This is a genomic window from Qipengyuania mesophila, assembly GCF_019711655.1.
GTDB lineage: Bacteria > Pseudomonadota > Alphaproteobacteria > Sphingomonadales > Sphingomonadaceae > Qipengyuania > Qipengyuania mesophila.
In genome coordinates this window covers 531724-550503 of record NZ_JAIGNU010000001.1, presented here as the reverse complement: position 1 = coordinate 550503, position 18780 = coordinate 531724, and the positions used below count along the sequence as shown (strand labels likewise).

General features: G+C 65.6%; 16 protein-coding genes. 8 read left to right on the top strand and 8 right to left on the bottom strand.

Annotated features, from left to right (window positions below):
* The first annotated feature begins 3 nt into the window (after window positions 1–3).
* Window positions 4–2109, top strand: a complete 2106-nt coding sequence (locus K3181_RS02750; protein ID WP_345725436.1) for a protein-disulfide reductase DsbD family protein — start codon at window positions 4–6, stop codon at window positions 2107–2109.
* Here the strand turns inward: K3181_RS02750 and K3181_RS02745 are convergent.
* Genes K3181_RS02745 through K3181_RS02735 form a run of 3 tightly spaced genes read right to left on the bottom strand, consistent with a single transcriptional unit; the run spans window position 2057 to window position 5034 of the window.
* On the bottom strand, window positions 2057–2635 hold the full coding sequence (locus K3181_RS02745; RefSeq protein ID WP_221600554.1) for a hypothetical protein: 579 nt from the start codon (window positions 2633–2635) through the stop codon (window positions 2057–2059). The genes K3181_RS02750 and K3181_RS02745 overlap by 53 nt on opposite strands.
* Window positions 2636–2690: 55 nt before the next feature.
* Window positions 2691–4190, bottom strand: coding sequence for a S10 family peptidase (locus K3181_RS02740; RefSeq protein ID WP_221600552.1), 1500 nt, complete (start codon window positions 4188–4190; stop codon window positions 2691–2693).
* A 46-nt stretch (window positions 4191–4236) separates the two neighbouring features.
* Window positions 4237–5034: a class I SAM-dependent methyltransferase gene (locus K3181_RS02735; protein WP_221600550.1), complete on the bottom strand. Its 798-nt coding sequence runs from the start codon at window positions 5032–5034 to the stop codon at window positions 4237–4239.
* Window positions 5035–5227: 193 nt separating this feature from the next.
* Here K3181_RS02735 and K3181_RS02730 point away from each other — a divergent pair, with 193 nt between their 5' ends.
* Window positions 5228–6130 carry a CPBP family intramembrane glutamic endopeptidase gene (locus K3181_RS02730; RefSeq protein WP_221600548.1) on the top strand — a complete coding sequence of 301 codons (903 nt, stop codon included), beginning with the start codon at window positions 5228–5230 and terminating at the stop codon, window positions 6128–6130.
* Window positions 6131–6139: 9 nt separating this feature from the next.
* Here K3181_RS02730 and uvrB read toward each other — a convergent pair whose 3' ends face one another.
* On the bottom strand, window positions 6140–8326 hold the full coding sequence (gene uvrB / locus K3181_RS02725; protein WP_221600546.1) for an excinuclease ABC subunit UvrB: 2187 nt from the start codon (window positions 8324–8326) through the stop codon (window positions 6140–6142).
* A gap of 96 nt (window positions 8327–8422) precedes the next feature.
* Here uvrB and K3181_RS02720 point away from each other — a divergent pair, with 96 nt between their 5' ends.
* Both K3181_RS02720 and K3181_RS02715 read left to right on the top strand, forming a co-directional pair.
* A complete protein-coding gene (locus K3181_RS02720; protein WP_221600544.1) occupies window positions 8423–8971 on the top strand; it encodes a DUF3617 domain-containing protein in 549 nt (182 codons plus the stop codon).
* A 55-nt stretch (window positions 8972–9026) separates the two neighbouring features.
* Complete coding sequence (locus tag K3181_RS02715; RefSeq protein ID WP_221600543.1) at window positions 9027–9794, top strand: alpha/beta fold hydrolase; 768 nt, start codon at window positions 9027–9029, stop codon at window positions 9792–9794.
* A gap of 30 nt (window positions 9795–9824) precedes the next feature.
* On the opposite strand, the gene K3181_RS02710 is transcribed toward K3181_RS02715, so the two are convergent.
* A complete protein-coding gene (locus tag K3181_RS02710) occupies window positions 9825–10493 on the bottom strand; it encodes an extensin family protein (RefSeq protein WP_221600541.1) in 669 nt (222 codons plus the stop codon).
* Window positions 10494–10570: 77 nt separating this feature from the next.
* Window positions 10571–10939, bottom strand: coding sequence for a VOC family protein (locus tag K3181_RS02705; protein WP_221600539.1), 369 nt, complete (start codon window positions 10937–10939; stop codon window positions 10571–10573).
* Between the two features lie 258 nt (window positions 10940–11197).
* Between K3181_RS02705 and K3181_RS02700 the strand changes: the two genes are divergently transcribed.
* From K3181_RS02700 to K3181_RS02685, 4 genes are read left to right on the top strand one after another with little or no spacing between them, the layout of a single operon-like run.
* Window positions 11198–12625 carry a circularly permuted type 2 ATP-grasp protein gene (locus tag K3181_RS02700; protein ID WP_221600537.1) on the top strand — a complete coding sequence of 476 codons (1428 nt, stop codon included), beginning with the start codon at window positions 11198–11200 and terminating at the stop codon, window positions 12623–12625.
* Between the two features lie 16 nt (window positions 12626–12641).
* Window positions 12642–13586 carry an alpha-E domain-containing protein gene (locus tag K3181_RS02695; RefSeq protein ID WP_221600535.1) on the top strand — a complete coding sequence of 315 codons (945 nt, stop codon included), beginning with the start codon at window positions 12642–12644 and terminating at the stop codon, window positions 13584–13586.
* On the top strand, window positions 13586–14401 hold the full coding sequence (locus tag K3181_RS02690) for a transglutaminase family protein (RefSeq protein WP_221600533.1): 816 nt from the start codon (window positions 13586–13588) through the stop codon (window positions 14399–14401). Before K3181_RS02695 ends, K3181_RS02690 begins: the two co-directional genes overlap by 1 nt.
* 20 nt (window positions 14402–14421) lie before the next feature.
* Complete coding sequence (locus tag K3181_RS02685) at window positions 14422–15171, top strand: proteasome-type protease (RefSeq protein WP_221600531.1); 750 nt, start codon at window positions 14422–14424, stop codon at window positions 15169–15171.
* A 56-nt stretch (window positions 15172–15227) separates the two neighbouring features.
* Here K3181_RS02685 and ggt read toward each other — a convergent pair whose 3' ends face one another.
* Window positions 15228–17120 carry a gamma-glutamyltransferase gene (gene ggt, locus K3181_RS02680; RefSeq protein ID WP_247714839.1) on the bottom strand — a complete coding sequence of 631 codons (1893 nt, stop codon included), beginning with the start codon at window positions 17118–17120 and terminating at the stop codon, window positions 15228–15230.
* The gene (gene putP, locus K3181_RS02675; protein WP_221600529.1) at window positions 17054–18535 is read right to left on the bottom strand and encodes a sodium/proline symporter PutP; all 1482 of its coding nucleotides are present in this window, start codon (window positions 18533–18535) and stop codon (window positions 17054–17056) included. The genes ggt and putP overlap by 67 nt, the downstream gene beginning before the upstream one ends.
* Window positions 18536–18780 lie beyond the last annotated feature (245 nt).

The window sequence follows — 18780 nt, the reverse complement described above, 5'->3', positions numbered from 1 at the left end:
TGCGTGATCGAGGCAAGGATATTGGAGCGGGTCGCCGCGCTGTTTCTGCTGCTGGCGCTGGCCCTGGCCGGGCCGGCCGCGGCGCCACTCGCCGCTCAGGGGCCGGGGAGCGATCGCATGCCTGCCGAGCTGATCGCCGAGGGCGCGCCGCAGCCGGGCGAGCGCTGGATGGTGGCGCTGCATTTCACGCCCGTGTCGCGCGAATGGCACGGCTACTGGTCGAACCCCGGCGATGCCGGTCTGGGCATGGAGCTCGAGTGGGAGCTGCCCGAGGGCTGGGAAGCGGGCGAGCCGCTCTATCCGCTGCCGCACCGGCTCGTCGTCGGCGGGCTGATGAACCATGTCTACGAAGGCGACTATGCGGTGCTCGTGCCGATCACCGTGCCCGAGGGGGCGGCAGTGGCGAATGTCGCGCCGTTGAAGCTGACGGCGCGCTACCTCGCCTGCACCGACACGATCTGCGTGCCCCAGCAAGCGCGACTGAAGCTCGACCCCGCGCGCGCCGTGGCCGACCCCCGCTTCGGCGAGTGGCAGGCTAAGATCGTGCCGCAGCTCGACAGCCCGGGGCAGTTCGAATTCACCGCCACCCGGCTGCGGATCGGCATTCCGCTGCCCGGATCGACGAAGCTGGGCGAACCACACCTGTTCCTCGGCACCGCCGAACTCGGCGAGGGCGACAGACCGCTCTACACCGCCACGCAGACCTTTGTCCGCGAAGGCGACCTGCTGGTGGCCGAAGTGCCGATCGAGCAGATCGCCGTGCCCGACAATGTCGAACTGACTGCCTTCCCGCGGCCCGAGACGATCACCGGCATTCTCGATTTCGGCGAGGGGCGGGGCGTTCGGTTTAGCGCGGTGGCGGGCGATGTCCCGCTCGAAGGCGTCGATCCGATCAGCGGCGGCGGCACGGAGCCCGCGCTGTGGCAGCTGCTGCTCGCCGCGCTCGCCGGCGGATTGCTGCTCAACGTGATGCCCTGCGTCTTCCCGATCCTCAGCCTCAAGGCGCTCGCGCTGGCCAAGGCCGGCGGCGAGGAGCGTGCCGCTCGCCGCGATGCACTGGCCTATACGGCGGGCGTCGTGGTCGCCTGCACCGCGCTGGGCGCGACGATCCTGCTGCTGCGCTCGGCGGGCCAGCAGATCGGCTGGGCCTTCCAGCTGCAGGAGCCCGCCGTGGTGGTGGGCCTGTTCCTGCTGGCGCTGGCGATCACCGCCAATTTCCTCGGCCTGTTCGAGGTTCCGGGGCTGGCGATTGCGGGCGGCGCACCCTCGCGCGGCGGCTCCTTCTCGACCGGACTGCTCGCGGCCTTCGTCGCCACGCCCTGCACGGGGCCCTTCATGGCGCTCGCGCTGGGCGCGGCGCTGGTCATCGAGCCGCTTAATGGATTGCTGGTTTTCGTCGCTCTCGGCCTCGGCCTCGCGCTGCCTTTCCTGCTCGTCGGTTTCGTCCCCGCGATCCGCCGTCGCCTGCCGCGGCCGGGCGCCTGGATGGAGCGCTTCCGTCGCTGGATGGCGCTGCCGATGGGGCTCACGGCGCTCGCGCTGGGCTGGCTCGTCTGGCGGATCGGCGGATGGGACTATCTTGCGCTCGTGCTCTTGCTCGCCGCGATCGCGCTCGGCGGATTGCTGCTGGCCGGCAGGGTTCAGCGTCGCGCCCATAGCGGTGCGCTTGCGGTCTTCGCCGGCCTTTTCGCCGTGCTGGCGCTGGGCACCGCGCTGCTACCGCAGCCGCAGACGGCGGCTGGGACGGCGGAAAGCCTGCTCGATCCGATCGATTACAGCGAGGCCGCGCTGGCCGAGGCGCGCGCTTCGGGCCGCCCGGTCTTCGTCTGGTTCACCGCCGACTGGTGCGTCACCTGCAAGGTCAACGAGAGCGTTGCGATCGAACGCGAGGCGACGCGCGCGGCGTTCGAGGATGCGGGCGTGATCGCCATGCGCGGCGACTGGACGCAGCCCAACGAGGAAATCAGCCGCATGCTCACGCAGCAGGGCGCTGCGGGGGTCCCGCTCTATCTGTGGTACGCGCCCGGCGGCGAGGCCGAGCAATTGCCGCAGGTGCTTACGCCGGATCTGCTGCTGCAGAAGGCTCGGGCGACGCGGTCTCCTCGCTGAGCGGTTCGTCCAGCGCACGGCAGCGTTCGACCAGTTCGCCCGGCAGGTTGCTCGCATTGAGGATCACGCTGCCCGCCCCGGGCACGGTCGCCTCGACCTCGCGCGCGCCGGTCAGGACATCGAGCCGCGGATCGGCGGCTGCAACGGCGCCTTCCCAGCGCCAGGCATCGCCGACCTGCGCGGCATCGATCTTGAGCCGCGAGACATGGCCGTTGCCGATCAGCGCGAGGATCGCCTGCGCAGCCGGATCGGCCTTGGCGAAGCGGGTATAGCCCAATTCCGGGCCCTGACCGTCGCTGAGGCATTCGAGCGCGAAGAGCGGATGTTCGCCCGGCTTGCCGTAGAGCAACCGCGTATCGCGTTCGGCCGGAGCCCAGATCGCACCCTCGGTATCGGGCGAATCGATGGGTTCGGACGGCCCCTCGGCCGGGCTTTCGATCCGCGTCCGCTCGACATAGTCGTCAGAGGCCGGGGGCTTGCAGGCCGCCAGCAGGACCAGCGGAACGAGGGAGAGGGTGCGACGCATCGTCCGCGCTATGACACAGGCGTGACGGCATTCAAGCGCGGCGCGCCTTCTATCCTCAACGACTGCGGATGAAGGCGCGGATATCCTGCGACAGCTTCGTCCGGTCCTCGTCGCGGACATACATCATGTGCCCCGCGTCGTAATAGTGGAAGCCAATGCGGTCCTGCGGGATGCCCGTGCGGCTCAGCGCATATTCGGCGGCGAAGAAGGGCGTCGCGAAATCGTACCACCCCTGGCCGACGAAGATCCGCATGGCCGAATTTTCGCGCAGCGCTTTGGCGAGGTAGGGGGTGACATTGAGATAGGCGTTGGTGTCGCGCCCGCCACGGATGTTCCAGTCCCAGTCGCGCACGCCGCCGATGGTGACGTATTGCCGTTCGGTGTCGTAGCCAACCGTGTCGCGCAGATAGGCGTTGACCGCCGCGGTGTAGCCGCCGTCGATGCCGTAGAAGCTGGGATCGTTGTCGGGATACTCGCCGGCATTGTCGTAGTCGCGCCCAGTGTAGCGGCTGTCGAGCCGGCCCACCGTCAGCCCGCGATCGCGGAGCAGTTCCTTGTAGAAGCGGCCCGAGGTCACTCGCAGGTCGGCGTTCTCGAGGAAGGTCTCGCCGAGGCCGGTAAAGCGGGCGAGCTCGCGGCGGACCGAGGCGCGTTCTGCGGAGCTCGCCTTCTGTCCCTTGATCAGGAAGGCGGCATAGGGCCCGATGGCGAACTGCCGGGCGTCCTCGACGAATTGCTCGACCGAAGGCGCGCTGGCCTTGCCGTGGTAGAGCGCGGTCGCTGCGAAGGAGGGAAGCGTGGTGATATAGCCGAGCTCGGCGCCCTCGGTCTCCGCCCCGGCGGCGAAGTCGAGCACGGTGGAAATCAGGATGACGCCGTTGAGCGCGACGTCGTTGTAGCCGCCCTCGAGCTCGTTCACGACCGCTGCGCTGCGCGTGGTGCCGTAGCTTTCGCCGCCGAGGTATTTGGGGCTGTTCCAGCGGCCGTTCTCGCTCAGCCACTGGCGGATCACCTGCGCCACCGACTGGGCGTCCTTGGTCACGCCCCAGTAATCCTTCGGATCGGTATCGCCGATCGCGTGGCTCCAGCCGGTGCCGACCGGGTCGATGAAGACGAGGTCGGTGACGTCGAGCAGCGAATCCGGATTGTCGAGGATGGGGTAGGGCGGACCGCCGTCGTCCTGCGCATTGGAGGGGATGGCGACGCGTTTCGGCCCGAAGGCGCCCATCTGCAGCCATACCGAGCCCGAACCCGGGCCGCCGTTGAAGAGGAAGGTCACCGGGCGCCTGGAATCGCGCGGCTCGGCGACATAGGCGGTGGTGACGATCGCGGCCTTGGGCGCGCCCTTGTCGTCCTTGAGCACCTGTTCGGCGACGGTCGCCGAATAGGTCACGCTGCGCCCGCCGAAAGTGCCAGTCAAGCGCTTCGAGGCCGATTTCGGCTCGTAGTCGGTGACGGCGGCGGGCTTGTCGTCCTTTGCCTTGTCCTGTGCCTGGGCGGGCGCGACAGCGAGTATGGCGCCGGCCGCCAGCGCGGCGAGAGTGCGATGGATCATGGATTACCCCTTGTTTGCCCGACCATGTAGGCCGCGGCGGTACGCGTCAACGCGGCTTGACGAACTTGAACAGGAAGCGGTCCGTCTTGCCGCGGATCGTGGGATCGAAGACCAGCTTGGTGTGGTCGTCCTCGGGATTGGCGAGGAGATCGCTCGTGTCCTCGAGCACGAAACCCGCAGCTTCGAAATCGGCACGAACCACCGCCGGATCGATACGGTGGAGAGCATCGACGAGTTCGCGCGTTTCGCTGCCTTCGCCGACATGGTCGATCACCCCGACCACGCCGCCGGGCTTCATCCCGGCATAGAGCGCGGTGACATAGGCCGCCGGGTTGGTGGTCGGGATCTTGTAGCGCTCCGAGGTCCAGTAGATGTCGTGGTAGGACAGGTTGATGATCGCGAAATCGAGCGTCTCGGCGGGCGGTGCGAATTCATCGAAGGGATAGCGCGATTCGCTGACTTCGGGAGCACGCGCCTCAAGCGCGCTCCACGCGGCCTTGCTGTCTCCGTCGGTGTAGAACTGGCTCGGCTGGTAGGCGACTACCTTGCCCTCCAGTCCGACCACATGGGCCATGATCTCGGCCCAATATCCGGTGCCGGTGAGCAGGTCGGCTGCGGTCATGCCGGGTTCCAGGCCGAGGAAGGCGAGCACTTCGGCGGGCTTGCGGCTTTCGTCGAGCTCGCGCGCATCGGTCGGGCGGTCGGGTGCCGCCACGGCTGCTGCAATGGCTGCGACCGGATCGGTTGCGGCGTGCTCTTCGGCACCCGCTTCATGAGCGAGCACGTTCGGGCCAATGGCGGCGAGCGCAATCGCTCCGGCCAGTGCAAATGAGAATCGGCGCATGATCTGTCCCCCTTCGATCCGGAAACTACGACGATCGGTCGGAGCGCGGCAAGCGCGGGCGCGTCATCGCTCGACGAACACCGATTGCCGGACGACGAAAACCCGCCTGATGCGATGGGAATGACGCAGAACGGCTTGCGCGTGCTGTATTGCAGTAATAATACAGCGCCTCGAAACGTGGAGAGTCCGATCGATGCACAAGGTTGCAATTGCCATCTATGCCGCGTGCTGGGGCGCGAGCACTGCCTATCTCGCTTATGCGGGTGCCGAATGGGCGCTCGCGGCAGCGATCCTCGCCATCTTCGGCCTGATTCTCAGTCCAGTCGCGCTGCTGCTGACGCGCAATCGCTCCGCGATCGCCGGCGATGTGCGCAAGCCCCGCGGGGAAAGCCTCGTCCTGCTCGGTTACATAGCCTTCTATGCCTTCGTGATCTTCGGCCCGGTCTACGGCTGGCTCAAGGATGCACTGCCCGACGGGCAGACCGAAGAGGGGGCGCTGTTCCTGTTCAAGCTGCTGGTGCATGTCGCGCTGCCTTCGGCGCTGATTTATGCCATGCGCGGCTCGCTCGCCTCGCTGTGGCAGACAAGGGTTGGGCGCGGCCGCGTGTTACTGTGCCTGCTGCTCTTCAGCGCCGCCCTGATGGCGCTCAACGCGGTGGTCAGCCCCTCGCTCGCAAGGCTGGCGGAGGTGCGTCCCGACCTCGGTGCGCAGATCGGCTGGATCGCGCTGTCGTGGATATGGATGAGCCTGGTGGCCGGCCTGTGCGAGGAATACCTCTTCCGCGGCCTGTTGCAGACGCGGCTGGCGGCATGGTCCGGCTCGGCGATGCTGGCGATTGCACTAGCCTCGCTGCTGTTCGGCCTGGTCCATGCTCCGGGGCTCTATCTGCGCGGTGACGCGGAGACCTTCGGCCATTCGCCCGATGTCCTGCAGGTCGTGGCCTACTCGATCGCCGTGCTCTCGCCCGTGGGGCTCTTCTTCGGAGTGCTTTGGCATCGCACCCGCAGCCTCCTGCTGGTCGTTGTTGTCCACGGGGCGATGGATGCGTTGCCCTTCGCGGCGCCGTTGGCGAAGCTGTTCACCGCCGCGAGCTGAGGTTCGCGGTTAGGGTTTCCACTTGCGCTGCGTCTTGCCGTAGCGGGTCTTGCGCGTGCCCGGGCGACCGGCGTCGCTGCGGCCGACGCGCGGGGCCTTCTTCTCCTCCTCGCCAAGCCCAAGTTCGTCGTTCTCGAGCCGACGGATCTCGTCGCGCAGGCGTCCCGCTTCTTCGAATTCGAGATCGGCGGCCGCGGCGCGCATGCGTTTCTCGAGGTCCTCGATATAGGCGCGCAGATTGTGGCCGACGAGATTGTTGCGCTCGTCGTCGCCTGTGTCGACGGTGACGCCGTCCTGCGCCGCGGTATGCGCGACGATGTCGGCGATCTGGCGCTTGATCGTCTGCGGCGTGATGCCGTGCTTCTCGTTGTATTCGCGCTGTTTTTCGCGGCGGCGTTCGGTCTCCGCCATCGCGCGTTCCATGCTGCCGGTGATGCGGTCGGCATAGAGGATCACCCGCCCGTCGACATTGCGCGCGGCGCGGCCGATGGTCTGGATCAGCGAGGTCTCGCTGCGCAGGAAGCCTTCCTTGTCGGCATCGAGGATACAGACGAGCCCGCATTCGGGAATGTCGAGCCCTTCGCGCAGCAGGTTGATGCCGACGAGCACGTCGTAGACGCCGAGCCGCAGGTCGCGGATCAGCTCGATGCGCTCGAGCGTCTCGACGTCGGAGTGCATGTAGCGGACCCTGACGCCCGCCTCGTGCATGAATTCGGTGAGGTCTTCGGCCATCCGCTTGGTCAGCGTGGTGACGAGCGTGCGATAGCCCTTGGCGGCGGTGGCCTTGCACTCCTCGATGCAGTCCTGGACCTGGTCCTCGACCGGCTTGATCTCGACCGGCGGGTCGATCAGCCCGGTGGGGCGGATGACCTGTTCGGCGAAGACCCCGCCGGTCTGCTCCATTTCCCAGGTCCCCGGCGTCGCCGAGACCGCGAAGGTCTGCGGGCGCATCGCGTCCCATTCGTTGAAGCGCAAGGGGCGGTTGTCGATACAGGAGGGGAGGCGGAAGCCGTATTCGGCCAGCGTGATCTTGCGGCGGTGGTCGCCGCGCGCCATCGCGCCAATCTGCGGCACCGTCTGGTGGCTTTCGTCGACGAATAGCAGCGCGTTTTCGGGGAGGTATTCGAACAGCGTGGGCGGCGGTTCGCCCGGCAGGCGCCCGGTGAGGAAGCGCGAATAGTTCTCGATCCCTGCGCAGGAGCCGGTCGCGGCGATCATCTCAAGGTCGAAATTGGTGCGCTGCTCGAGCCGCTGCGCCTCTAGCAACCGGCCTTCCTCATGCAGTTCCTTCAAGCGTTCCTGCAGCTCGAACTTGATCGCCTCGCTGGCCTGTTTCATCGTCGGACCGGGCGTGACGTAGTGCGAATTGGCATAGACGCGAACCTTGTCGAGGCTCGCGCCCTTCTTGCCCGTCAGCGGGTCGAATTCGCTGATTTCCTCGATCTCGTCGCCGAAGAAGCTGATCCGCCAGGCCATGTCCTCGTAGTGGCTCGGGAAGATCTCCAGATTGTCGCCGCGGACGCGGAAATTGCCGCGCGCGAAGGCCGCATCGTTGCGCTTGTACTGCAGCGCGACGAGCTTGCGGATCAGCTCGCGCTGGTCGACCTGCGTGTCCTTCTTGATGTCGAAGATCATCGCCGAATAGGTCTCGACCGAACCGATGCCGTAGAGGCAGGAGACCGAGGCGACGATGATCACGTCGTCGCGTTCGAGCAGCGCGCGGGTGGCCGAGTGGCGCATCCGGTCGATCGCCTCGTTCACCGAGCTTTCCTTCTCGATGTAAGTGTCGGACCGCGGGACGTAGGCCTCGGGTTGGTAGTAGTCGTAATAGGAAACGAAATACTCGACCGCGTTCTCGGGGAAGAAGCTCTTGAACTCGCCATAGAGCTGGGCGGCGAGGATCTTGTTGGGGGCGAGGATCAGCGCCGGGCGCTGCAATTCCTCGATCACCTTGGCCATGGTGAAGGTCTTGCCCGATCCAGTGACGCCGAGCAGCACCTGCGTCTGTTCGCCCTCCTTGGCCGCCCCGGTCAGCTCGGCGATCGCGGTCGGCTGGTCGCCGCTGGGCGTGTAGTCGCTGACCAGCTTGAACTTCCTGCCGCCCATCGATTTTTCGGGGCGTGCGGGCTTGTGGGGGACGAATTCGCCGGTGGTGTCGGGTTCTTCGAGGCCGCGGCGGATGACGAGTTCGCTCATGCGCGCACATATGGGGAACAAAGGCGCGGCGTGCAACGGTGCTTGCCTCAGGCGGCGCGGCTGCTAGCCTCGCCCCGACTATCCGGGAGACCTTTCATGCGCCGTATCGCGATTGCCGCCGCCGCCAGTCTGACCCTTGCCGCCTGCGGGGGTGGCACCAGCGCCGATACCGACGGCGATGGCGAGATCTCGATGAAGGAAGCCGCCGCCAAGTCCAAGGACATGGTGAAGCCGCAGCCCGGCCAGTACCGCGCCACGGTCGAATTCGTGAACATGGAAATGCCCGGAGCACCCAAGCAGGTTCAGGACATGATGAAGGGCATGTTCGACCGCGGGCCGCAGACGCACGAATACTGCCTGACCAAGGAGGAAGCCGACAAGGGCTTCGAGGAAATGGCGCGGCAGGCGCGCGAGGACGACGGCGATTGCAGTTTCGAGAAATTTGACGCCGAAGGCGGCCGGATCGATGCGATCATGAACTGCAACGCCGATGGGCAGGGCGCGGCGCGCATGACGATGACCGGAACGGGCAGCGAAACCGCCTCGCAGATGACCATGACCGTCGATGCCAAGGCTCCCAACGGCCAGACCATGAAGATGACGATGAAGAGTTCGCAGGAACGCATCGGCGACTGCGACGCTTAGACGACCGAAGACAATTTCGGGAGCCAAGGGGGACCTCCCGCATTATTACACGGCGATGGCAACATTACCGTTCAGAGACACCGCATTCATCGACCGTGAGGAGTTGGCGCGCCGCTGGGCCTTGGCCGCCGAGCCGTCGCCCGACGATGCGTGTGGGCCGCGCTGGCAACTCATGCTGCGCGAATTCCTGTGGCCGCTCGAGCCGGTTCGGCGGATGGTCGGCGCTTCGCTCGACATCGCGCGGGCCACTCATCCCAAGACTGTCATGCTGCTGCCCGGTTTCGGTGCGCATCCCATTCGCATGCGCTGGATGGCGCGCAAGCTGGAGGCGGCGGGCCACACCACCAAGAAGTGGGGCCTCGGCTACAACCTGGGGGCCACCGAAGCGCGCTTCCGCATGGTCGAGAAGCGCCTGGTGGACATCTATCGCCGGACGGGTGAACCAATCCACCTGGTCGGCTGGAGTCTCGGCGGGGTGATGGCGCGCGAATTGGCCAAGGCGCATCCCGACAAGGTCGCCAAGGTGGTGACGATGGGTTCGCCCTTTTCGGGCAGCCCGCGCGCGAACAATGGCTGGCGCGCTTATCAGGCGATCGCCGGCCACCGCGTCGACGAGCCCGAGATCGACACGGTGGTGCACGAAAAGCCGCCGGTCGAAACCGTCGCGTTCTGGAGCCCGAGGGACGGGATCGTCCATCCGCGTGCCGCCTGCGGCAAGCCCGGTGAGCGCGACCGTTCGGTGGCGCTGCGCTGTTCGCACATGGGCTTCGTCCTGACGCATGAGGCGGTGGACGCGCTGCTGGTAGAGCTTGACCGCGACTGATTGCGGGGCGCTCGACGAGAGCCGCAGCGCTCAGCGGCAGTAGGTCCCCGCGCCGTATTCGAGATGGAAATGGTCCTGGTGGGCCTGGTTGTAATCGGGACCGAGCACGGTGCCGAAGCGCTTGCACGCGCTCGTGTGGATGGTGCGCAGGAATTCACGTTCGTCCCGCCCGGCGTTCCACCCGGACTTGACCGAGATACGGCGCCCGTCCGCCAGCACGAAGGCGGCGACATCGATCGCTTCGGCGCGCGAATGCGCGCTCAGCCGACCGGTACCCGCGACATTGCGGCAGGAATAGCTGCCCATGGTCTCGATCCGCACCAGCGGGCTGCCGAGGATCTGCTGCGCCGCGCGATCGACGCCATAGCGTGCCCAGCCGGCGAAACTGTTGGCCAGCGGGCAGGCGACCACGCCCAAGTTGGTCACGGTGAACTGCCTGCGATCGCCGCCGATGCCGTCGAGCTTGACGCTGTTGGTGGTCGAACAGCCGGCGCCATAAAACTTGTCGGGCAGCGGCGCGAACATCGATCCGGTCTGGCCGAGTTCGGTCTGGCACTGGCGCGCTTCGGGCCGTGCGAGGCTGACCGCTGGCGCTGCCGCTTCGCGCGCGACGCGTCCGCTCGGCTGCGACTGGGGAATAGCGCCGCATCCCGCTACGATCAGGAGGAGAGGAAGAACGATGGCGGGATGCGAACGCATGGCCGGTACCATGCACCGATTATCGTTAACATCGCGATAATCGGTGGTGTCGCCGCGCAGCCCGCGCGCTGCAAGCGTCAGGGCGCCTCGACCTGTTCCCACAGTTCGATCTTCACCCCGTCGGGATCGAGGATCCAGGCGAACTTGCCATAGCCTTCGTCGACATGGCCGAGCACCTCGACGCCCTTGTCCTTGAGCTGGGCGACCATCCCGTCGCAATCGTCGACGCGCAGGTTGATCATGAAACCCCCGATCCCCGGCTTGATGTATTCGTCGTCCTTGAAATGGCTGATCAGCGAATAGGGTTTGTCGCTCGTTTCCTCCGCCCAGTCGAGCTGCGGACCGTATTCGCCATCGATCCCCAGCACGTCGCGATACCACGCCCGTGTCGCGGCCGGATCCTTGACCACGTAGAACACCCCGCCGAGGCCGGTTACTTTCGCCATTTCGCGTTTCCCCCCAAGTTCCGCCGACTCGCGACGTGCAATTGCTTCAAGCTTAGCAGACTTCGACCGAATGCCATTGGCCGGCGTCTTGTCCTTGAGGTCACTTCGCAGCGATCGGCGTCGACGCGAGAATTGGTGCATCGCAACGAAACTTGGGGAACCCCTTCGCGACCGGGCCTTTATTATGGTGAAGGAGGGCTTTCTGCCCTTGCGCTGCCATCTACGCTAGGCAGTCGATGCAGCCAGTTTCGGGGGACCATGAGCGGCAGCGCAGATCAATTCGACGAGATGCGCGAACCGGACGGCGGCGTTCGCGAAGCCTACCAGGGCTATTGCAGTTGGTTCGACGACCAGAAGACCGGCCTCCTGCGGCGCAAGCATGCCGAAGCCGAAACCAATTTCCGCAAGACCGGGATTACCTTCAATGTCTATGGCGAGGACGAGGCCGAGGAGCGGCTGATCCCGTTCGACATGGTACCGCGCATCATCAGCGCGGCGGAATGGCGCAAGCTGACGCGCGGCATCGAACAGCGGGTTTCGGCGCTCAACGCCTTCATGCATGATCTCTATCACCGTCAGGAGATCATCCGCGCCGGGCGCATCCCCGAACGGCTGTTCCGCAACAACGACGCCTGGCTGCCGCACATGGTCGGCTTCACCCCTCCCGGCGGGGTCTACACGCATATAGTCGGCATCGATCTGGTGCGCACCGGGCCCGATGAATTCTACGTGCTGGAAGACAATGCGCGGACGCCGTCGGGCGTGAGCTACATGCTCGAGAACCGCGAGACGATGATGACCATGTTCCCCGAACTGTTCATGCGGCTTCCAGTGGAGCAGGTGTCGGACTATCCCCGCCGCCTGGCCAAGAGCCTGGCGGCCTGCGCACCGCAGCGAACCGAGGGCAAGCCCGTGGTCGCGGTGCTCACGCCGGGGATCTACAATTCGGCCTATTTCGAGCATGCCTTTCTCGCCGAGCAAATGGGCGCGGAACTCATAGAAGGCAGCGACCTGCGCGTGACGAATGGGCGCGTCGCCATGCGCACGACGAGAGGCTATGAGCCGGTCGACGTGATCTACCGCCGGGTGGACGACGATTTCCTCGACCCGCTGACCTTCAGGGATGACAGCGCGCTGGGCGTGCCGGGCATCATGGACGTTTATCGCGCGGGCGGGGTGACCATCGCCAACGCGCCGGGCACCGGCGTCGCCGACGACAAGGCGATCTATTCCTTCATGCCCGAGATCGTCGAGTTCTACACCGGCGAGAAGCCGCTGCTGCCAAATGTCGAAACGCATCGCTGCGCCGACGAGGATTCCTGCAAATACGTGCTCGACAACCTCGCCGAACTGGTGGTCAAGGAAGTGCACGGGTCGGGCGGTTACGGCATGCTGATCGGCCCGACGGCCTCGAAGAAGGAAATCGAGGAATTCCGCAAGAAGATCGCGGCCAAGCCCGAAAACTACATCGCGCAGCCGACGCTGGCGCTTTCGACCTGCCCCATCTTCACCAAGAACGGGCTCGCCCCGCGCCACGTGGACCTTCGCCCTTTCGTGCTGGTTTCGCCCGACAAGATCGACATCACTCCCGGCGGTCTCACCCGCGTCGCGCTCAAGAAGGGGTCGCTGGTGGTGAATTCCAGCCAGGGTGGCGGGACCAAGGATACATGGGTGTTGAAGGACTGATGGCCGGGATGCGCCCATGTTAGGCCGGACCGCCAACGGCCTGTTCTGGATGTTCCGCTATCTCGAGCGGGCCGAGAACACCGCCCGCCTGCTCGACGCCGGCCTGCGCATGGCGCTGACCCGCGATATCGTCACCGCGGAAGAGGAATGGCGCTCGGTCATCGCGACCGCCGGGCAACGCCCCGCCTACGAGGCCAAGCATGGCACCTATACCGGGCAGCAGGCATGGAACTTCATCCTGCGCGAGAAAGATAATTCCTCGTCGATCCTCGCGATGTTCGGCCAAGTCCGCCAGAACGCGCGGCTGGCCCGCAACGCGATCAGCAGCGAGCTGTGGGAGGCGGTCAACGAAAACTGGCTCAAGATCAAGGACCAGCTGGCCAAGCCCGTCGGCGAGAACCGCGTGCTCGAAACCGTGGCGACGATCCGCCGCGCGGGGACGATGGCGCGCGGAGCGATGGAGGGCTCGATGCTGCGCGAAGCGGGCTATCACTTTGCGCAGGCCGGGGCCTTCATCGAGCGCGGCGACAGCGTCGCGCGCATCCTCGACATCAAATACTACCTCCTGCTGCCCTCGCTTTCCTACGTCGGATCGAGCCTCGACAAGGGCCAGTGGGACCAGGTTCTGCGGTCGGTCTCGGGCGATCGGGCCTTCCGGTGGCTCAATGCCGGCCAGATCGACGCGCGCGGGATCTGCGACTTCCTGATCCTCGACGACTGTTTCCCGCGGAGCCTTGCCTTCTGCCATTCCGAACTGCGCGCCAATCTCGCCGCGCTGGCGCGACTGCACGGCGCGGAGGGGGAGAGCAACGTGTTGATGCGCGACGCCGATACGCGCCTCGCCAACCTCACCATCGACGACGTCTTCGACCAGGGCCTGCACCAGTTCCTGGTCGATTTCATGAAATCCAACGCCGCGATCGGCAACGCGATCGCCCAAGACTACCGGTTCCTCAGCTGATGCGCCTCTCGATCCGCCACACCACCCGCTATCGCTTCGACAATCCGGTGATCCACGCGCTCCAGCGCCTGCGCCTGACGCCGAAGGAGACGCAGGGGCAGGAAATCCTCGAATGGGAAATGGAGTACGACCACGCGCATGCCGAACTCACCTATGAGGATCAGAACCACAATACGGTGACGCTTGTATCGGTCGACAAGGGCGTGCAGGAGGTCACCGTCACTTGCAGCGGGAAGGTCGATACGCATGACCACGCTGGGGTCATCGGTCGCCATGCGGGGCATCTCCCACTGTGGAGCTTCCTCGGCCAGACCGAGCTGACGCGGCCTGGCTCGGGCATGCGCAAGCTGGCGCAGGAGATGGAAGGGCGGGGCGAGGATCGCATCGACCTGCTGCATCGCCTCTCGTCCGCCGTGCTCGAGCGCGTCGCCTACGAGACCGGCAAGACCGATACCCGGACCACCGCCGAAGAGGCCTATGCCGCCGCCAACGGCGTGTGCCAGGACCATGCCCATATCTTCATCGGGATCAGCCGGTCGCTGGGGATTCCGGCACGCTACGTCAGCGGATATCTGATGATGAACGACCGGGTCGAACAGGAGGCCGGCCACGCCTGGGCCGAAGCCTATGTGGAGGAACTGCGCTGGGTCGGCTTCGATATTTCGAACGGTATCAGTCCCGATGCGCGCTATGTCCGGGTTGCAACGGGGCGCGATTATCGCGATGCCGCTCCGGTGACGGGTATCAGCTTCGGCAATACTTCAACCGTACTTGAAGTCGATATCGCCGTCGAACAGCAACAAGTGCAGCAGTAGACTGCCGAAGGACGATCGCGATGACATACTGCGTGGGAATGATGCTCGACATGGGCCTCGTGCTGATGAGCGACACCCGCACCAATTCCGGCGTGGACAATATCTCGGTGTTCCGCAAGATGTTCACTTGGAACGTGCCGGGAGAACGCGTGCTCACCCTGCTGACGGCGGGAAATTTGGCCAGCACGCAGGCGCTGGTCAGCCAGCTCGAAGAACGCATGAAGGCCCCCGACGAGCGCGACAACATCATCCTCAAATCGCCGACCATGTTCCAGGTCGCGACCGAGATCGGCAGGCTGTTGCGCACGATCGTGCGCGAACAGCAGGACGCCAATGGCGACAAGCAACGTTCGCGGTTCTCGGCCTCGATCATCGTTGCCGGCCAGATTGCCGGCATGGAACCGCGCCTCTTCATGATCTATCCCGAAGGCAATTTCATCGAGGCGAGCGGGGACACGCCCTTCTTCCAGATCGGCGAGACCAAATACGGTCGACCGATCATCCTCCGCGCCTACGACCCGGCAATGCGGGCCGAAGATGCCATAAAGCTGCTCATGGTCAGCTTCGATTCAACGCTGAGGGCCAATCTCTCCGTCGGCATGCCGCTCGACCTGCAGGTCATCGAACGCGATGCCTTCGCCGTCACGCACGAGCAACGCGTGACCTTTGACGATCCCTATTTCCAGGCGATTTCGACGAGCTGGAGCGATGCACTCAGGAGCGCCTTCCATTCGCTGCCCGACTATCACTTTCCCGAAGCGGGAGAGTGAGCGACCGACGGCTCCTCAGGAGACAGGCGTAGTCCAGACCGCCTAGACGGGGTCCTCTAGTACCCGCTGGCCTGCCCGTCCTTCCGCATCTCGGTCGCACCGGTCAGCACGCCCGTTTCCGGGTCGCGTGCGATCGCTTGGTAGCCGCCGAACATCATGCCGTCGTCGACCACCTCGACCGTGTGCCCCATCTCGCGTAGCGCGGCGATCGTCTCGGCGGGAATGCCCGGCTCGACATAGAGCGTACCGAGGGGGTCGGCGAAGGGGCCGTCCAGTTCCTCGGTGGGTTGCGGCCCGCCATCGTGGTTGAAGCGCGCTGCATCGCCCGCCTCCTGCAGGTTCATCCCGTAGTCGACCAGGTTGACCAGCACCTGCACATGGCCCTGCGGCTGCATGCCGCCACCCATCAGTCCGAGCGTCATGTAGGGCTTGCCGTCCTTCTTCACGAAGGCGGGGATGATCGTGTGGAAGGGGCGCTTGCCCGGCGCATAGGCGTTGGGATGCGCGGGATCGAGGCTGTAGAGTTCGCCGCGGTCCTGGAACATGAAGCCCGTGCCCGGCGCAACCAGCCCGCTGCCCATGCCGCGATAGTTCGACTGGATCAGGCTGACCATCATGCCGTCGCCATCGACCACGGTCATGTAGGTGGTGTCGCCTTCGCCCTCGAGCTTGGGCTCTCCGGGGCCGAACTCGGGCGTGGCCTTCGCCGGGTCGATCAGCTTGAAGCGTTCGGCACCGTATTCGTCGGTGAGCAGGTCCTGCGGGAAGCTGGCGAAGTCGGGATCGGCATAGAAGCGCGCGACATCGGCATAGGCGAGGCGCTTGGCCTCGACCAAATAGTGCATCGCCTCGGGGCTGCCACGTTCCCATTGCGAGAGATCGACGCTCTTGAGAATGTTGACCATCTGCAGCGCGGCGAAGCCCTGGCTGTTGGGCGGCAGCTCGCACAGCTCGTAGCCCTTCTTGTAGGCGACGCAGGCGGGCTCGACCCATTCGCTGTGATGGTCTGCGAAATCGTCGCGCGTGAAAGCGCTGCCCTGTTCCTGCAGATAGGCGACCATGCCGTCGGTCAGTGAACCGTCGTAATAGGCATCGCGCCCCTCGCGTCCGATCGTCTCGAGCGTGTTGGCGAGGTCGGGATTGGTGAAGATCTCGCCAGCTGCTGGCGGCGCGCCATCGGCGAACCAGAGCTTGCGCGCATTGGCGAAATCGAACTCCGCGCTGCTTTGCTCGAACCGCTTGAGGTTGAGGGTCAGGTACCGGCCGATGACCGGCGCGATCGGGTGGCCTTCGCGGGCATAGCGCACCGCCGGGGCGAGATTGTCGGCCATGCTGCGACGGCCGAATTTCTCGTGCATGGCGAACCAGGCATCGACCGTGCCCGGGATGGTGATCGGTAGTGCGCCGAAGGGGGGCAGGGCATCGGCACCGTTCAGCTTGGCCTTGAGCTGGTCTAGCGTCTGCTCCTTGGGGCTGCGGCCCGATCCGTTGATGCCGTAGAGCTGCTGCGTCTTGGGATCGTAGATGATCGCGAACAGATCGCCGCCGATGCCGTTGCCGGTCGGTTCCATCAGCCCGAGCGCGGCATTGGCGGCGATCGCCGCGTCGACCGCGCTGCCGCCATCCTTGAGCACGTCGAGCGCGACCTGCGTCGCCAGCGGATGCGCGGTGGCGGCCATGCCGTGCTGCGCGATTACCGGGCTGCGGCTCCAGTTCGCCCCCACAGGCCGCCCGCCGGCGCCGATCTGCTGTTCGACCGGCGGCAGGCCCTGCGCATCTTGCGCGGCGGCGGGCACGGTGGTCAGGGCAAGGGCGGCAACGCCCGTCAGAAATGCTCGCATCATCGTCTCCTGGTCTCGCGGGACGGTGTGCAGAATGAGCGTCAGGCTGGCAAGGGGCGTGCCGTCGATCCGGCGGTCGCCTTGCTTACCAGCCAGATCGCGAGCCATGAGGCGATGAAGCCGGGGACGATCTCGTAGAGGCCCTGGTCCATGCCGGGCAGCGCCGCGTTCCAGCCGAGTGCGATCCACGCCATCACGACGCCCGCGCCCGTGACGAGCCCGGCAACTGCGCCTGCACCGGTCATCCGGTCCCAGGTGAGCGAAAGGATGATCAGCGGCCCGAAAGCCGCGCCGAAGCCAGCCCAGGCATTGGACACGAGGCCGAGCACCTTGCTGTCGGGATCGCCCGCGATGATGATCGCGGCGAAGGCGACCAGCGCGACGCAGACGCGCCCGACGTTGACGCTCTCACGCTCGCCTGCGCTCTTGCGGAAGAACAGCTTGTAGAAATCCTCGGTCAGCGAACTCGATGCGACGAGCAGCTGCGAACTGATGGTCGACATGATCGCGGCCAGCAGCGCCGCCAGCAGGAAGCCGGTCACCAGCGGGTGGAACAGCAGGTTGGCGAGAACGATGAAGATCGTCTCGGGGTCCTCGATCGCGATGCCGTTGCGTTCGACGTAGGCGCGACCGGCGAGCCCGATGCCGATCGATCCGATCAGCGCCACACCCATCCAGGTCATCCCGATATTGCGCGCGGTCTTCACCTTCTCGACCGTATCGATAGCCATGAACCGCACGATGATGTGCGGCTGGCCGAAATAGCCCAGGCCCCAGGTCACCGCGCTGACGAAGCCCAGCAGCGTCAGCCCGTGGGTAAGGTCGAGAAAGCCTTCCACGGGCACGTCGGTCAGCGATCCGCCCGCTTCGCCGCCCGAGCCGAACATGACGACCAGCGGCATCAGGACCAGCGCCACCACCATGATGCAGCCCTGCACGAAGTCGGTCAGGCTGACCGCGAGGAAGCCGCCGACCATGGTATAGGCGAGCACCACCAGTGCGGTCAGCCAGATGCCGAGCGAATAGTCGCTCATGCCCATGTCGCCGAACAGGCCCGCGAAGCTGGTTTCGAACAGCTTGCCGCCGCCGACGAGGCCCGCCGCGGTGTAGACCGAGAAGAACACTACCACGATCAGCGCCGAGATGACGCGCAGTGCCACCGCCTTGTCGGGAAATCGGTTGGCGAGGAATTCGGGGATCGTCAGCGAGTTGCCGTAGCTTTCGGTCTGCTCGCGCAGTCGCGGCGCGACGATGAACCAGTTGGCCAGCGCGCCGATGAACAGTCCGATACCGATCCAAGCCTCGACCAGCCCGCTTGCATAGAGCGCGCCGGGGAGGCCGAGCAGCAGCCAGCCGCTCATGTCCGATGCGCCGGCCGACAGCGCGGCAACCGCCGGGTGGAGGTTGCGCCCGGCGAGGAGATAGCCCTCGCTGGTGTCGGTCGAGCGCTTCCAGGCCCAGAGGCCGATGGCGATCATGAGGATGAAATAGAGGGCGAGGGAGATCAGTGTTCCGGTCTGCATGCGCGCACTCGTAACAAGCGTAACCGGGTTTGGCCACCACGGCCTCCAAGCGAGTGAATTGACGCAATAAAGGAGAACATTCTCGGGGCGATCAAGCTGGCGGCCTTGGCTTTTTCCTCACCGGAGGAGCTCTATCGCGCGCTGTGGAGATCAAGGATACGCCGGGCGGGTGTTGCAGTTTTGCATCGGTTTTTGGGGTCAAGTTGAGTACCGGGAACGAGGTCACGGCTCGGGCGTCTCTAGGG

What these genes read in the sequence shown, in the direction of transcription:
- K3181_RS02745 (WP_221600554.1), bottom strand. Translation starts at nt 2,635, where the DNA reads ATGCGTCGCACCCTCTCCCTCGTTCCGCTGGTCCTGCTGGCGGCCTGC.
- K3181_RS02740 (WP_221600552.1), bottom strand. Translation starts at nt 4,190, where the DNA reads ATGATCCATCGCACTCTCGCCGCGCTGGCGGCCGGCGCCATACTCGCT.
- K3181_RS02735 (WP_221600550.1), bottom strand. Translation starts at nt 5,034, where the DNA reads ATGCGCCGATTCTCATTTGCACTGGCCGGAGCGATTGCGCTCGCCGCC.
- K3181_RS02730 (WP_221600548.1), top strand. Translation starts at nt 5,228, where the DNA reads ATGCACAAGGTTGCAATTGCCATCTATGCCGCGTGCTGGGGCGCGAGC.
- uvrB (WP_221600546.1), bottom strand. Translation starts at nt 8,326, where the DNA reads ATGAGCGAACTCGTCATCCGCCGCGGCCTCGAAGAACCCGACACCACC.
- K3181_RS02720 (WP_221600544.1), top strand. Translation starts at nt 8,423, where the DNA reads ATGCGCCGTATCGCGATTGCCGCCGCCGCCAGTCTGACCCTTGCCGCC.
- K3181_RS02715 (WP_221600543.1), top strand. Translation starts at nt 9,027, where the DNA reads ATGGCAACATTACCGTTCAGAGACACCGCATTCATCGACCGTGAGGAG.
- K3181_RS02710 (WP_221600541.1), bottom strand. Translation starts at nt 10,493, where the DNA reads ATGCGTTCGCATCCCGCCATCGTTCTTCCTCTCCTCCTGATCGTAGCG.
- K3181_RS02705 (WP_221600539.1), bottom strand. Translation starts at nt 10,939, where the DNA reads ATGGCGAAAGTAACCGGCCTCGGCGGGGTGTTCTACGTGGTCAAGGAT.
- K3181_RS02700 (WP_221600537.1), top strand. Translation starts at nt 11,198, where the DNA reads ATGAGCGGCAGCGCAGATCAATTCGACGAGATGCGCGAACCGGACGGC.
- K3181_RS02695 (WP_221600535.1), top strand. Translation starts at nt 12,642, where the DNA reads ATGTTAGGCCGGACCGCCAACGGCCTGTTCTGGATGTTCCGCTATCTC.
- K3181_RS02690 (WP_221600533.1), top strand. Translation starts at nt 13,586, where the DNA reads ATGCGCCTCTCGATCCGCCACACCACCCGCTATCGCTTCGACAATCCG.
- K3181_RS02685 (WP_221600531.1), top strand. Translation starts at nt 14,422, where the DNA reads ATGACATACTGCGTGGGAATGATGCTCGACATGGGCCTCGTGCTGATG.
- ggt (WP_247714839.1), bottom strand. Translation starts at nt 17,120, where the DNA reads ATGGCTCGCGATCTGGCTGGTAAGCAAGGCGACCGCCGGATCGACGGC.
- putP (WP_221600529.1), bottom strand. Translation starts at nt 18,535, where the DNA reads ATGCAGACCGGAACACTGATCTCCCTCGCCCTCTATTTCATCCTCATG.